Annotated in this window: 13 protein-coding genes; 6 read left to right on the forward strand and 7 right to left on the reverse strand. The window is 71.6% G+C overall.

Annotated features, from left to right (window positions below; genetic code table 11):
• Positions 1 to 84 precede the first annotated feature (84 nt).
• Positions 85 to 1,512 (reverse strand): argininosuccinate lyase, encoded by a 1,428-nt coding sequence (argH, locus tag ICC28_RS04180; RefSeq protein ID WP_188287003.1) that lies wholly within the window; start codon positions 1,510 to 1,512, stop codon positions 85 to 87.
• A gap of 285 nt (positions 1,513 to 1,797) precedes the next feature.
• Between argH and ICC28_RS04185 the strand changes: the two genes are divergently transcribed.
• From ICC28_RS04185 to ICC28_RS04205, 5 genes are all read left to right on the forward strand, one after another.
• Positions 1,798 to 2,649: a hypothetical protein gene (locus ICC28_RS04185; protein WP_188287004.1), complete on the forward strand. Its 852-nt coding sequence runs from the start codon at positions 1,798 to 1,800 to the stop codon at positions 2,647 to 2,649.
• 112 nt (positions 2,650 to 2,761) lie between these two features.
• The gene (locus ICC28_RS04190) at positions 2,762 to 3,346 is read left to right on the forward strand and encodes a pyridoxamine 5'-phosphate oxidase family protein (RefSeq protein ID WP_188287005.1); all 585 of its coding nucleotides are present in this window, start codon (positions 2,762 to 2,764) and stop codon (positions 3,344 to 3,346) included.
• Between the two features lie 72 nt (positions 3,347 to 3,418).
• Positions 3,419 to 4,801 (forward strand): ferric reductase-like transmembrane domain-containing protein, encoded by a 1,383-nt coding sequence (locus tag ICC28_RS04195; RefSeq protein WP_188287006.1) that lies wholly within the window; start codon positions 3,419 to 3,421, stop codon positions 4,799 to 4,801.
• 28 nt (positions 4,802 to 4,829) lie between these two features.
• Positions 4,830 to 5,609: an FMN-binding protein gene (locus ICC28_RS04200; protein WP_188287007.1), complete on the forward strand. Its 780-nt coding sequence runs from the start codon at positions 4,830 to 4,832 to the stop codon at positions 5,607 to 5,609.
• Positions 5,610 to 5,613: 4 nt separating this feature from the next.
• Positions 5,614 to 6,402 (forward strand): FAD:protein FMN transferase, encoded by a 789-nt coding sequence (locus ICC28_RS04205; protein WP_188287246.1) that lies wholly within the window; start codon positions 5,614 to 5,616, stop codon positions 6,400 to 6,402.
• Positions 6,403 to 6,681: 279 nt separating this feature from the next.
• Here the strand turns inward: ICC28_RS04205 and ICC28_RS04210 are convergent, their stop codons facing one another.
• The 6 genes from ICC28_RS04210 to ICC28_RS04235 all read right to left on the reverse strand — a co-directional run bounded on the left by ICC28_RS04210 (position 6,682) and on the right by ICC28_RS04235 (position 12,607).
• The gene (locus ICC28_RS04210; protein WP_188287008.1) at positions 6,682 to 7,224 is read right to left on the reverse strand and encodes an arginine repressor; all 543 of its coding nucleotides are present in this window, start codon (positions 7,222 to 7,224) and stop codon (positions 6,682 to 6,684) included.
• A gap of 19 nt (positions 7,225 to 7,243) precedes the next feature.
• Positions 7,244 to 8,428 carry an acetylornithine transaminase gene (locus ICC28_RS04215; RefSeq protein WP_188287009.1) on the reverse strand — a complete coding sequence of 395 codons (1,185 nt, stop codon included), beginning with the start codon at positions 8,426 to 8,428 and terminating at the stop codon, positions 7,244 to 7,246.
• A complete protein-coding gene (argB, locus tag ICC28_RS04220; RefSeq protein ID WP_188287010.1) occupies positions 8,425 to 9,336 on the reverse strand; it encodes an acetylglutamate kinase in 912 nt (303 codons plus the stop codon). The genes ICC28_RS04215 and argB overlap by 4 nt, the downstream gene beginning before the upstream one ends.
• The gene (gene argJ / locus ICC28_RS04225) at positions 9,333 to 10,484 is read right to left on the reverse strand and encodes a bifunctional glutamate N-acetyltransferase/amino-acid acetyltransferase ArgJ (RefSeq protein WP_188287011.1); all 1,152 of its coding nucleotides are present in this window, start codon (positions 10,482 to 10,484) and stop codon (positions 9,333 to 9,335) included. The genes argB and argJ overlap by 4 nt, the downstream gene beginning before the upstream one ends.
• Positions 10,481 to 11,509 carry an N-acetyl-gamma-glutamyl-phosphate reductase gene (argC, locus tag ICC28_RS04230; RefSeq protein WP_188287012.1) on the reverse strand — a complete coding sequence of 343 codons (1,029 nt, stop codon included), beginning with the start codon at positions 11,507 to 11,509 and terminating at the stop codon, positions 10,481 to 10,483. The genes argJ and argC overlap by 4 nt, the downstream gene beginning before the upstream one ends.
• Positions 11,510 to 11,647: 138 nt before the next feature.
• Positions 11,648 to 12,607, reverse strand: coding sequence for a hypothetical protein (locus ICC28_RS04235; protein ID WP_188287013.1), 960 nt, complete (start codon positions 12,605 to 12,607; stop codon positions 11,648 to 11,650).
• 157 nt (positions 12,608 to 12,764) lie between these two features.
• Between ICC28_RS04235 and ICC28_RS04240 the strand changes: the two genes are divergently transcribed.
• A complete protein-coding gene (locus ICC28_RS04240) occupies positions 12,765 to 13,967 on the forward strand; it encodes an SMI1/KNR4 family protein (RefSeq protein ID WP_188287014.1) in 1,203 nt (400 codons plus the stop codon).
• Positions 13,968 to 14,045: the final 78 nt, after the last annotated feature.

The raw sequence follows: 14,045 nt of genomic DNA on the forward strand, positions 1-14,045 counted from the left end.
GGGGGTCACGGCTCTCAGGCGGGTGCGGATTCGCCGTGGCTTGTCGCGCAGTTCCCCGCGCCCCTTCAGGGCGTTGTCCTGCCGCTAATTCTTGGCACTCGCCCATTCGTGCTGCGCCGCCACGTCCCGCTTCACCTCTGCCAGTTGCACCGCCACCGCACTCGGCGCCGTACCGCCCCGGCCGTTCCGCGACGCCAGGGCGCCCGGGACGTTGAGGACCGTCCGGACCTCGGGGGTCAGGTGGGCGGAGATCTTTGCGAACTGGTCGTCCGTCAGTTCGTCCAGTTCCTTGTTCTCGGACTCGGCGACCTTGACGCACTCGCCGGCGACCTCGTGCGCGACGCGGAACGGCACGCCCTGCTTGACCAGCCACTCGGCGATGTCGGTGGCGAGGGAGAAGCCGGCCGGGGCCAGTTCCTCCATGCGCTCGCGGTGGACCGTGAGCGTGGCCATCATGCCGGTGAAGGCGGGGAGCAGGACCTCCAGTTGGTCGATGGAGTCGAAGACCGGCTCCTTGTCCTCCTGGAGGTCGCGGTTGTAGGCGAGGGGCAGCGCCTTGAGGGTCGCCATCAGGCCGGTGAGGTTGCCGATCAGGCGGCCGCTCTTGCCCCGGGCCAGCTCCGCGATGTCCGGGTTCTTCTTCTGCGGCATGATCGAGGAGCCGGTGGAGAAGGCGTCGTGCAGGGTCACGAAGGAGAACTCCTTCGTGTTCCAGATGATGACCTCCTCGGCGATCCGGGAGAGGTTCACGCCGATCATCGCGGTGATGAAGGCGAACTCCGCGACGAAGTCCCGGGAGGCCGTGCCGTCGATGGAGTTGGCCGCGGAGCCGTGCTCGAAGCCGAGGTCCTTCGCCACCGCCTCCGGGTCCAGGCCGAGCGAGGAACCGGCGAGGGCGCCGGAGCCGTACGGCGAGACGGCCGTCCGCTCGTCCCACTGGCGCAGCCGCTCGGCGTCCCGGGACAGGGACTGCACGTGCGCGAGGACATGGTGGGCGAAGAGCACCGGCTGGGCGTGCTGGAGGTGGGTGCGGCCGGGCATGGCCACGTCCGGGTGCGCCTCCGCGAGGCCGATCAGCGCGTCCTGGAGGTCGGCGATCAGGCCGCCGATGGTGCGGGCGTGGTCCCGCAGGTACATCCGGAAGAGGGTCGCCACCTGGTCGTTCCTCGACCGTCCGGCGCGCAGCTTGCCGCCGAGGTCGGGGCCGAGACGCTCCAGCAGGCCCCGCTCCAGGGCGGTGTGGACGTCCTCGTCGGCGATGGTGCCGACGAAGGAGCCGTCGGCGACGTCGGCTTCGAGCCGGTCCAGGCCCGCGATCATCCGGGTCAGCTCGTCCTCGGTGAGCAGCCCCGCCTGGTGCAGCACGCGCGCGTGGGCACGCGAGCCCGCGATGTCGTAGGGGGCGAGGCGCCAGTCGAAGTGGACGGACGCGGACAGCTTGGCCAGGGCCTCGGCGGGGCCGTCGGCGAAGCGGCCGCCCCAGAGCCGTACGTCACCGGTGTTGCTGCTCACTAGCTGTGCTCCTCGGAGGTCTGGATGGTGTGCCGCCTCCCCGTGGCGTGAACGGGGAGGCGGTCGTCTGGGTGGTGCCCGGTCTCGCTTCCTCCACCGACCTGCATGAGTATGCAGTGCTCTGCATGATTCGTCAATCGAGCGGCGGCGGGAGCGTCTCGGCGGGAATCCTCGCTTTCCCTTTGAACGGACGAAACCGCTTTCCCGTATCTCTCGCCGAACGCAGGCGCCGCGTTCGCACCCCCACGCCACTGACGACACCCACGACCCGAGTGAGGCATCCGCATGTCCAGGGCTCTTCCGAAGTACAACAAGCGTCGCGTCGCGATGATCGGCGGCGCCGCCGCGGTGGCGCTGTCCGGCGCGGTGATCGCCAACTCCGCACTCGCCGGGGAGTCCGCGAAGAGCAACACCCCGGCCCGGACGCTGGCCGGGCCCGGCACGATCAGCTGTCCGGACGTCGCCTCCCGACTCCCCGCGGTCCCCGCCGGCGCGAAGGCCGAGGTCGACCGCAACCTCGCCCTGCTCAACACCCAGATCCAGGAAGCCAACCAGCGCCTGGTCAACACCGTCGGCCAGGGCGGACCCAACTTCGTCCAGAACGCCATCCTCGGCCCCCTCGCCAGCAAGCGCACCGCCACCATCGACCGCATCGCCATCTCCATCGGCCGCACGGCCGCCAAGCCCCAGGGCCTCAACTCCCTCGCCACCTGCACCCTCAACGCCACCGGGACCAACGCGGGCGGCGGCGGGGCCAAGGCCACCCCCACCCCGGCGGCGGGCGGGAACACGGGCAACGCGGGGAACACGGGCAACGCGGGCAACGCCGGCAACGCGGGCGCGGTCGGCAGGATCAGCTGCCCGGACGTCCGCTCCAAGCTGCCGGCCGTCCCGGCCTCCGCCAGGGCCGAGGTCGACCGCAACCTCGCCCTGCTCAACACCCAGATCCAGGAAGCCAACCAGCGCCTGGTCAACACCGTCGGCCAGGGCGGACCCAACTTCGTCCAGAACGCCATCCTCGGCCCCCTCGCCGGCAAGCGCACCGCCACCATCGACCGCATCGCCATCTCCATCGGCCGCACGGCCGCCAAACCCCAGGGCCTCAACTCCCTCGCCACCTGCACGCTCGTCAAGTGACGTGACAGACGGCCATGGCCGCCCCGTTTGCACGCCGGCCGGGGCGGCCATGGCGTTCACGCGCCCGGAATTCGTTAGACAGGCAAACTAACCTCGTCCATAATCGGTGGACGTGGGAAAAACTTATGAGCGCATAGACGGCAGACTGCGGAAGTTCATCGAAGAGCAGCCCCTGTTCTTCACGGCGACCGCCCCTCTGTCCGGTGACGGAACCGTCAACCTCTCCCCCAAGGGCCTCAAGGGCTCCTTCGCGGTCCTCGACGACCTCACCCTGGCCTACCTCGACTTCGCCGGCTCCAACGCCGAGACCGTCGCGCATCTGCGCGAGAACGGCCGGATCACGCTCATGTGGTGCGCCTTCCAGGGCCCGCCCAACATCGTCCGCGTGCACGGCCGCGGCGAGCCGGTGTTCCGTGACGACCCCCGGTTCCCCGAACTCCTCGCCCACTTCCCGGACATCGACCCGGGCCTGCACGGCCTGCGCGCGATCATCGTCGTACGGGCCGAGCGCGTCCGCGACTCCTGCGGATACGCGGTGCCCCTCATGACCTACGACGAGGACCGCGATCTGCACGGCAGGCGCTTCGCGCGCGAGGACGACGACTCGCTCAGCGCCTACTTCGCCAAGCGGGACATCGCCGCCAGCCTGGACGGGCTGCCCGGGGTGCCGCTGCCGCTCCCGCCGTCGGTGAGCTGAACACACCGGGGTTCTCACACGTACCTCTGGGCCGAGGGACCACGCCCACCCTTGTCCGTCCCCGGAGGAACCGTGACCACCACGCTCGCAGGCGGCCGTGCCGCTCGCCGCCAGACGATGCGCCGTATCCGTCCGCGCCGCTCACCGGCGACCCTGTTGCTGCTCGCCGTGTGGGCGGGGGCGGCCGGCGTGCTGTGGCTGTGGTGGCAGAACACCCCCGCCGTCACCGACACCGCCAGCCGGATCACCAACGCGGGCCGGATCACCGGACTGCTGGCCGGCTACCTGATGGCGCTGGTGGTCCTCCAGATGGCCCGGGTGCCCGCCCTGGAACGCCGGGTGGGCTCCGACCGGGTCGCCCGCTGGCACGCGATGAGCGGCCGCTACACGCTCTGTCTGACCCTCGCCCACGTCTTCCTGATCATGTGGGGCTACGCCCTCCAGGCGGGCAAGGGACTCGGCGACATCGTCACCCAGACCGTCGACTCGATCAACCAGCTGCCGGACATGGGCAAGGCCGCCATCGGCACCGGCCTGCTGTTCCTCATCGGACTGATCTCGATCGGCCCGGTCCGGCGCAGGATCCCGTACGACACCTGGTACCACGTCCACCTGCTGACGTACGCGGCGGTCTTCCTGACGTTCTGGCACCAGCTCACCACCGGCAACGACTTCGCCGTCGAACCCGCCGCGAAGACCGTCTGGTACGGGCTGTACGGCTCGGTCACCGCGCTGGTGCTCTGGTACCGCGTCATCACCCCCGTCCGGCTGAACCTGCGGCACCGGATGCGCGTCGAGGCGGTCTACGAGGAGACGCCGGGGATCGTGTCGGTGCTGATCCGCGGGCAGAAGCTGCACCGGATGGGCGCGGAGGCGGGCCAGTTCTTCCGGTGGCGGTTCCTGGCGCCGGGCATGCGGTTCAGCTCCCACCCGTACTCGCTGTCGGCGGCGCCCCGCCCCGACATGCTGCGGATCACCGTCAAGGCGATCGGCGACCACAGCGCCGGGCTGCGCGAGCTGGAACCGGGCACCAGGGTGTGGGCGGAGGGCCCGTACGGCGCGCTGACCGCCCAGCGCCGCAGCCGCGGCAAGGTGCTGCTGGTGGCGGGCGGCGTCGGGATCACGCCCATGCGGGCGCTGTTCGAGACCCTGCCGGGCGCCTCCGGCGACATCACCCTGCTGTACCGGGCCAACAGCACCCAGGACCTGGCCCTGTGGGACGAGCTGGCCGCCATCGCCGACGAGCGGGGCGCGCGGCTGATGTACGCGGTGAACAGCCCGGACGGCGAGCGCCCGGACATCTCCGCGGAGCGGCTGCGGGACAAGCTGCCCGACATCGACAAGCACGACGTCTTCCTGTGCGGGCCGCCCGGCTTCGCACAGTCCGTCTACGAAGCACTGCGCGGCGCGGGAGTGCCCGCCCGCCGCATCCATCACGAGTCGTTCGAGATGTGAGCGACGGGATTTCAGGAGCTGTAGGAGCATGAGGAAGAGTCATCCGATCCGGCGTTTCGTGCTGGCCGGCGCCGCCACCGTGTCCGGGATCGTACTGCTGCTGTCGCTCAAGCCGGGCTCCGACCCGGCCGCCGCCTCCGCGGCGGGCGGAGCGGCCCCGCAGCAGACCGCGGCGGCGCAGGAGTCGGCCCAGGGCGGCAGCAATGCCGAGCAGCCGGGGACGGTCACCGGAGACGCGGTGAAGACCCAGTACGGGACCGTCCAGGTCCGGCTGACCGTGAGCGACGGGAAGATCACCGCGGCCGAGGCCGTCCAGGCGCCCAGCGGAGGCCGCAGCACCCAGATCACCGACATGGCCGTGCCGCGGCTCAACCGGGCGGCACTGGGCACGCAGAGCGCGGAGATCGACGCGGTGTCCGGGGCGACGTACACCAGCGACGGCTACAAGGAGTCGCTGCAGTCGGCGCTGGACAAGATGGACACGGCCGGTCAGGAGGCGCAGGAGCCGGGTGCCGGCAGCGCCGAGGCCGCCGCGCCGCAGACCGTCACCGGCACTGTCGTGGACACCCAGTACGGGCCCGTGCAGGTCCGGATCACCGTCAGCAGCGGGAAGATCACCGAGGCGGAGGCCGTCCAGTCGCCCAGCGGCGGGCAGAGCACGCAGATCAACGGCAACGCCGTACCGAAGCTCAACCAGGCCGCGGTGGCGGCCGGGAGCGCGGAGATCGACGCGGTGTCCGGGGCCACGTACACCAGCAACGGCTACAAGCAGTCGCTGCAGTCGGCCCTGGACCAGGTCGGTGGCTGAGTCGGTGGCGGAACCGGCGGAGGCTCCCGCCGCGGTGCGTCACGTGGAGGAGGTCATGGGGACCGTCTTCTCCTTCGACGTCCGCGGCGGGGATCCGGGCGCGGTGGCGGCCGCCCTGGCGGAGGCGGTGGCGGGGCTGCACCGGGTCGACGAGGTGTTCAGCACCTACCGCGAGGACAGTGAGGTCTCCCGGCTGGTACGGGGGGAGCTGACCGTCGAGGAGTGCGCCCCCGAGGTGGGGCGGGTGCTGGCGCTGGGCGCGGAGGCCGAGCGGGTCAGCGACGGCTGGTTCAGCACGTCGTACGAGGGCCGGCTCGATCCGACCGGGATCGTGAAGGGCTGGGCCGTCGAGCGTGCCGCGCGCACGCTGGCGGCGGCCGGGGCGAGCGGGGTGAGCGTCAACGGGGGCGGGGACGTGCAACTCCTCGGGACGCCCGGGCCCGGGCGTCCCTGGCGGGTGGGGGTGGCGGATCCCGTGCGGCCGGGCGGGCTGGCGGCGGTCGTCTCGGCGGCGGGGGCTGCGGAGCTGGCGGTGGCCACGTCGGGGACGGCGGAGCGGGGCGCGCACATCGTCGACCCGCGCACGGGCCGCTCCGCGGTCACCGACCTCGTCGCCGTGACCGTCGTGGCGCCCGAACTGACCTGGGCCGACTGCTGGGCGACGGCCGCCTTCGCGATGGGGTCACGGGCGGGCCTGCGCTGGCTGGAGTCCCTGCCCGACGTGGAGGCCCTGCTGATCACAGCGGGCGACGAGGTGCGCTGCACGGGGGGCCTGGCGGCGCGGCTGGGCTGAGCGGGGGGTCCCGCAGCCCGGCGCTACCGGGGTGCCGCCTGCGCCCACCCGTGCCGCCCCAGCGGCACGACTGCCCGCAGGCTCAGCGGCGCGGGCCAGCACCGCCTGCCAGGGTGGGCGCCGCCCCAGGCGACACGCAGGCTCGGCGGAGGGAGTGGGCGGCACGCAGGCTAGGTTGCTGGAACGGCTTGCGTGACTGTGCCGACGTAAGGGGCGCGGGGAACTGCGCGACCAGCCCCCACGCACCCGCACCCGGCACGGAAACCGCAACCGCCCCCTTCAGTGGCCGTTCTGGGCCAGCCGCAGCAGATGTTCCGCCAGGGCCTGTCCGCCACTGGGGTCCCGGCTGATCAGCAGCAACGTGTCGTCGCCCGCGATCGTCCCGAGGATGTCGTGCAGCTCGGCCTGGTCGATCGCCGACGCGAGGAACTGCGCCGCCCCCGGAGGGGTCCGCAGGACCACGAGGTTCGCCGAGGCCTCCGCGGAGATCAGCAGCTCCTGCGACAGCCGCCGCATCCGCTCTTCCTTCGCCGACTCCCCCAGCGGCGCCCGGGGCGTACGGAAGCCCCCTTCGCTCGGCACCGCGTAGATCAGGTCGCCGTCGTTGTTGCGGATCTTCACCGCGTTCAGCTCGTCCAGATCCCGGGAGAGCGTCGCCTGCGTCACCGTCAGCCCGTCGTCCGCCAGCAGCTTCGCCAACTGGCTCTGCGACCGCACCGGTTGCCGGTTGAGGATGTCCACGATCCGGCGGTGGCGTGCGGTGCGGGTCTGCGGCACGGCGGGCCCGTTCCCTGCGTGCTCGTGGTCCTGCGCCTGACTCATCGTCGTCCCATTCCCCGGATCATCCGTCCCCGTTGGCCACGTCTAGGATGCCGGGCAGCATGTGGAGGAAGGCGTCCACCTCGTCGTCGCCGAGATTCAGCGGCGGCATCAGCCGTACGACATCGGGGGCGGGCGCGTTCACCAGGAGGCCGGCGTCCTGAGCCGCCTGCTGCACCTGGGCTGCGCGCGGCTCGGTGAGCACGATACCCAGGAGAAGGCCCGCGCCCCGGACGTGGGCGACCAGCCCGTGCCCGAGTGACTCGATCCCGTCCCGCAACTTCTCGCTCTGCCGCTTGACGTTCTCCAGCAACCCCTCGTTCGCGATCGTGTCGAGCACGGCGAGTCCCGCGGCGCAGGCGACGGGGTTACCGCCGAACGTGGTCCCGTGGTGGCCGGGCTGCAGCAGCTCGGCGGCCCGCCCGAAGGCGACCGTCGCGCCGAGCGGCAGCCCGCCGCCGAGGCCCTTGGCGAGGGTGACGACGTCGGGCAGGACGCCCTCGTGGGCCTGGTACTCGAACCAGTGCCCGGTACGGCCGACACCCGTCTGCACCTCGTCCAGGACGAGGAGGGAGCCGGACGCGGCGGTGATCGCCCGGGCCGCCTTCAGGTAGCCGGGCGGCGGCGCGACCACGCCGTTCTCGCCCTGGAGCGGCTCGATGATCACCAGGGCCGTCTCCTCGGTGACCGCGGCGGCGAGCGCCTGCGCGTCGCCGTAGGGGACGTGGGTGACGTCACCGGGCAGCGGCAGGAAGGGGTCCTGCTTGCCGGGCTGGCCGGTGAGCGCGAGGGCGCCCATGGTGCGGCCGTGGAAGCCGCCCTGGGTGGCGACCATGTGGCTGCGCCCGGTCAGTCGGCCGATCTTGAAGGCGCCCTCGTTGGCCTCGGCACCGGAGTTGCAGAAGTACACCTTGCCGTCGCGGCCGAAGTGCGTCAGCAGCCGTTCGGCGAGGGCGACGGGGGGCTCGGCGATGAACAGGTTGGAGACATGGCCGAGCGACGCGATCTGCCGGCTCACGGCCTCGACGACCGCCGGGTGCGCGTGGCCGAGGGCGTTGACCGCGATACCGCCGACGAAGTCGAGGTACTGCTTGCCGTCGGCGTCCCACACCCTGGTGCCCTCGCCGCGGACCAGGGGCAGCCGCGGGGTGCCGTAGTTGTTCATGAGCGCGCCCTGCCACCGGCCGGTGAGCTCCTGGTTGGTCATGACTCCCCCTGATCGCATCCGTCGGGCACGACCATCGTGCCGATGCCTTCGTCCGTGAAGATCTCCAGCAGGATCGAGTGCTGGACCCGGCCGTCGATGACGCGCGCGGTGTGCACACCGTTGCGCACGGCGTGCAGGCAGCCCTCCATCTTCGGCACCATGCCGGAGCTCAACTCCGGCAGGAGCTTCTCCAGTTGGGAGGCGGTGAGGCGGCTGATCACCTCGTCGGAGTGGGGCCAGTCCTCGTAGAGGCCTTCGACGTCCGTGAGGACCATGAGGGTTTCGGCGCCCAGCGCAGCAGCGAGTGCCGCAGCCGCCGTATCAGCATTGACGTTGTAGACATGTCCGTCGTCCTGGCTGCGGGCGATCGAGGAGACGACCGGGATGCGGCCGTCGGCGAGCAGGGCCTCGATCGCGCCCGTGTCGATGGAGGTGATCTCGCCCACCCGTCCGATGTCGACGGACTCGCCGTCGATCTCGGGCAGGTGCTTGGTGGCGGTGATGGTGTGCGCGTCCTCGCCGGTCAGTCCGACGGCCAGCGGCCCGTGCTGGTTGAGCAGTCCGACCAGCTCGCGCTGCACCTGCCCGGCCAGCACCATCCGTACGACGTCCATGGCGTCCTCGGTGGTGACGCGCAGGCCGGCCTTGAACTCGCTGACGATGCCGTGCCTGTCGAGGGCGGCGCTGATCTGCGGGCCGCCGCCGTGCACGACGACGGGCTTGAGGCCGGCGTGGTGCAGGAAGACGACGTCCTGGGCGAACGCGGCCTTCAGCTCCTCGTCGACCATGGCGTTGCCGCCGAACTTGATGACGACGGTCTTGCCGTTGTGCCGGACCAGCCAGGGCAGCGCCTCGATGAGGATCTGGGCCTTGGGGAGCGCGGTGTGCTTCCGCGTGGGATTGCTCATGACGAGTACGCGCTGTTCTCGTGGACGTAGTCGGCGGTGAGGTCGTTGGTCCAGATGGTGGCGGTCTCGGAGCCCGCGGCGAGGTCGGCGACGATGTGCACCTCGCGGTAGCGCATGTCGACGGTGTCGCGGTCCTCGCCGACGCCGCCGTTCTTGCAGACCCAGACGCCGTTGATGGCGACGTTGAGCCGGTCCGGCTCGAAGGCGGCCTTCGTGGTGCCGATCGCGGAGAGCACGCGGCCCCAGTTGGGGTCCTCGCCGTGGATGGCGCACTTGAGGAGGTTGTTGCGGGCGATGGAGCGGCCCACCTCGACGGCGTCGTCCTCGGTCGCGGCGTTGACCACCTCGACCTTGATGTCCTTGCTGGCGCCCTCGGCGTCCCGGATGAGCTGCTGGCCGAGGTCGTCGCAGACGGTCCGTACGGCCTCGGCGAACTCCGCGTATTCCGGGGTGACTTCGGCGGCGCCGGAGGCGAGCAGCAGCACGGTGTCGTTGGTGGACATGCAGCCGTCGGAGTCGACGCGGTCGAAGGTGGTCCGGGTGGCGTCCCTGAGCGCCTTGTCCAGGGTCGCGCTGTCGAGGTCGGCGTCGGTGGTGAGGACGACCAGCATCGTGGCCAGGCCCGGCGCGAGCATGCCCGCGCCCTTGGCCATGCCGCCGACGGTCCAGCCGTCCTTGGTGACGACGGACGTCTTGTGGACGGTGTCGGTGGTCTTGATGGCGATGGCGGCCTTCTCGCCGCCGTGCTCGGAGAGCTGGGCCGCGGCGGTCTCGACGCCGGGGAGCAGCTTGTCCATGGGCAGGAGTACGCCGATCAGGCCGGTGCAGCACACGGCCACCTCGCCGGCGCCGATGCCGAGCACGTCGGCGGCCTTCTCGGCGGTGGCGTGCGTGTCCTGGAAGCCCTTGGGGCCCGTACAGGCGTTGGCGCCACCGGAGTTGAGGACGACGGCGGTCAGTTCACCGCTCTTCAGCACCTGTTCGGACCACAGGACCGGCGCGGCCTTCACGCGGTTGGAGGTGAAGACGCCCGCGGCGGCGCGGCGCGGCCCGTTGTTGACCACGAGGGCCAGGTCCGGGTTGCCGTTCTCCTTGATCCCGGCGGCGATGCCCGCCGCCGTGAACCCCTTGGCTGCCGTGACACTCACGGTGCGACTCCGATCGTGGAAAGCCCGGTGGTCTCGTCGATCCCCAGGGCGATGTTCATGCTCTGCACGGCACCGCCCGCGGTGCCCTTGGTCAGGTTGTCGATGGCGCTGATCGCGATGATGCGGCCCGCCGCCCCGTCGTACGCGACCTGCACCTGAACGGCGTTGGAACCGTAGACGGACGCGGTGGCGGGCCACTGTCCCTCGGGGAGCAGGTGCACGAAGGGCTCGTCGGCGAAGGCCTTCTCGTAGGCGGCGCGGACGGAGTCGGCGGTGACGCCGGGCCTGGCCTTCGCGGTGCAGGTGGCGAGGATGCCGCGGGGCATCGGCGCGAGGGTGGGCGTGAAGGAGACGGAGACCCGCTCCCCCGCGGCCGCGCTGAGGTTCTGGATCATCTCGGGCGTGTGCCGGTGGCCGCCGCCGACGCCGTACGGCGTCATGGAGCCCATGACCTCGCTGCCCAGCAGATGCGGCTTGGGCGCCTTGCCCGCGCCGGAGGTGCCGGAGGCGGCGACGATCACGGCCTCGGCCTCGGCGAGCCGGGCCGCGTACGCCGGGAAGAGGGCGAGGGAGACGGCGGTCGGGTAGCAACCGGGTACCGCGATGCGCTTGGACCCCTCCAGCGCGGCGCGGGCACCCGGAAGTTCGGGCAGGCCGTACGGCCAGGTGCCGGCGTGCGGGGAGCCGTAGAAGGTCTCCCAGTCGGCCGGGTTCTTGAGGCGGAAGTCGGCTCCCATGTCGACGACGAGCACGTCCGGTCCGAGCTGTTCGGCGACGGCGGCGGACTGCCCGTGCGGCAGCGCGAGGAAGACGACGTCGTGACCGGCGAGCACCTCGGGGGTCGTCTCCCGCAGCACCCGGTCGGCCAACGGCAGGAGGTGCGGCTGGAGCGCGCCGAGCCGCTGTCCGGCGTTGGAATTGCCGGTCAGGGCACCGATCTCGATCTGGGGGTGGGCCAGCAGCAGGCGCAGGAGCTCCCCGCCCGCATATCCGCTCGCTCCGGCCACCGCCGCGCGTACCGCCATGGAAACCTCCTCGTGATGGCATGACTATACGTTTCCATGCACGTTTATGCAATCCAGTGATCTCTCGGCCGTGACGACGACGGAGACTGAGCAGCCGGGATCGACACGACCCGACTGCGACGGCCGTAAGGCGCCCCTTCAGCCTGCCGGGTGCGGAGCACGAGCCCAGCGGACCGGGTGGGCGCCGGGACCGTCGGTGAGCCAGGAGCCGTCACCCAGGGGCGCCATGTCGTAGGCGTGGGCCGCCTCAGTGGCCATGTCGCCGCTGATCGCGCCCGTGCGCACGTCGACCAGGCGGAAACGGAACCACTCCTCCCCGTCCTCGGTCTCACTGCCGAGGGTGACCACAGCCATGTCGGGGGTCAGATAGCCGCCGCTCCATTCCACAAAGGTCTCCTCCCCGTCGTACCCGAAGGCCTCGACAGGGAGAGTGAAGAGAACGTCGCCGCTGGGGTGGCGGTGGAAGGCGACGTCCGCCTGCCCATGGTCGACGGTCATGAACTGATGCCCGTCGGGCGCCAGATCGATCAGGCAGCGGTCCGACCAGGGGTACGTCACGAACTCCACCTCGCCGTCGGCCCCGGCCGTACCCCGGAGAATGACGGAGCCGTCCTGGCCCTCACCGATGTTGAGATAGACGCTGCCGTCCACCGGGTGCACGTGATGGCCGGCGCCGTGCCCGACCGTGTCCAGCGCGCGGCGGGCGAGGACCGTCCCGCTGTCGGCGTCGTACACGACCCACTGGTCTCCTCCCCCGCGTCCCGCCATCGCGTCCGGCCGGTAGACCCACACAGTCCTGCCGTCCGGAGACAGCACGCAGCCGGGCCGATGGCCGTGAAGCACGTGGGAGTGGGGCTCGAAATCCGACGCCCACACCAGGTCACCGGCTTGCGTGAGGCAGACGACCCCGTTCAGGGTCGTGTACACGACTCGCTCCAGATCGGGCCGGACCGCCGACTCCACGACCTGCTCGCCGGCCCGCGGCTGGAACACTGCGGCGGGTTCCAGCGTTCCGAATGCGCCCGGGCCCGTCAGGTAGGCATGGATCCGCCCGTCGCGGTGGCGTGTGACGACCTTCGGAGGGGGCGCAGGAATCATCCGCCGAGGCTAACGCCCGGCTCAGGCCAACGGAGAGCCGGGGCGGCGTGCAGGCCGAGCGGGACGCACACAGGGCGGCGCCCCGGCGGCGGACACCGTCGCGCGTCGTGGGAGAGAATCGGCGCCATCGCGCCGTTGATCACCTTGGAGACGTCAAGTGACCGTGGACCTGGCCGACTTCGCCGAGCCCGACGCCGAACGCCCGCCCGCACCCGTGCCCGTCGACTGGGCGGCCGTCGAGGACTGGCTCGGGGTGCGCCTGCCGGACGACTACCGCCAACTTGCCGACCGCTACGGGCCGTTGGACTTCGGCGAGTATCTGTGGGTCCATGTTCCGTGCGCGCAGGAGGGACGGTTCGACTACGGGGAGTGGCTGCGGGAGACCCAGCGCGAGGCGCGGATCGAGGCCCGGCGGCTGCCGGAGGACGAGCGGCCCCGGCTGCACCCCGAGCCCGGCGGACTCCTCGCCTGGGGCGTCACTCGGGGCGGCGACACCCTGTTCTGGGACACCTCGGTCTCCGACGACCCCGACCGGTGGACGGTGGTCGTCCAGCACAGCGGCCCGGTCCCCGGCAGCGGACTGCGGCCCTGGCACCCGTACGAGCTGACCCTCACCGGCTATCTCCGGCACACCGTCCGCGAGGGCTGGGAATCGCCCTCACCGCCCGGTCCCCTGATGGGTCCGCTGCCCGGCAGCATGGCCCGTACCGCCTTCCTGGAGACGGCCGAGCCGTGGGCGCCGCCCGCGCCGGTCGCACCCCGCCTCACCGGGGAGGACCTGCGGGTCGCCCTGGAGACCGGCACGGGCCTGGACGCACTGCGGCTGCTGGTTCCGCCGCCCGAGGCGCCCTACCTCGGCGGCGGCACCTGGGAGGGGCTCTTCACCGAGCTGGGCATCCGGCTTCCGCGCGAGTACATGGCGCTGATGGACACCTACGGCGCCGGCATCTGGAGCGACTGGCTGCGCTTCCACACCCCGCTGCGGACCGACGGGCGGCGCTTCGCCACCCACGTCGAGGAGACGCTGGACGCGTACCGGAGTCTGCGCGCGGGATACCCGGAGGCGCAGCCCCTGGCCGCGTGGCCCGAGCCCGGCGGCTTCCTGCCGTTCGCCAACTCCATCGACGGCGACTACCTCGGCTGGCTCACCCGGGGCGACGACCCCGACACCTGGCCGCTGATCGTCTGGCCCCGGCACGCCCGCCAGGGCCCGCCCCTGGAGCACGGCCTGATCGACACCCTCCTCGCCTGGCAGCGCGGCACCCTCAGTACGGAGGGCCTCCCCGGCCTGGACGAGGCCGACGACGACCCCTTGGACTTCGCCCGCTTCAGGGCGTGGGACGACCGTGCCTACTGGTGAGCGGTCCGGGCGGTCGGCCTCTCACCGCGCCACGTGAACGGCGGGCGTCACAGGGAACGCCCGCCGTCCTCGATACGA

This window comes from Streptomyces sp. TRM68416, assembly GCF_014596915.1.
Lineage (GTDB): Bacteria > Actinomycetota > Actinomycetes > Streptomycetales > Streptomycetaceae > Streptomyces.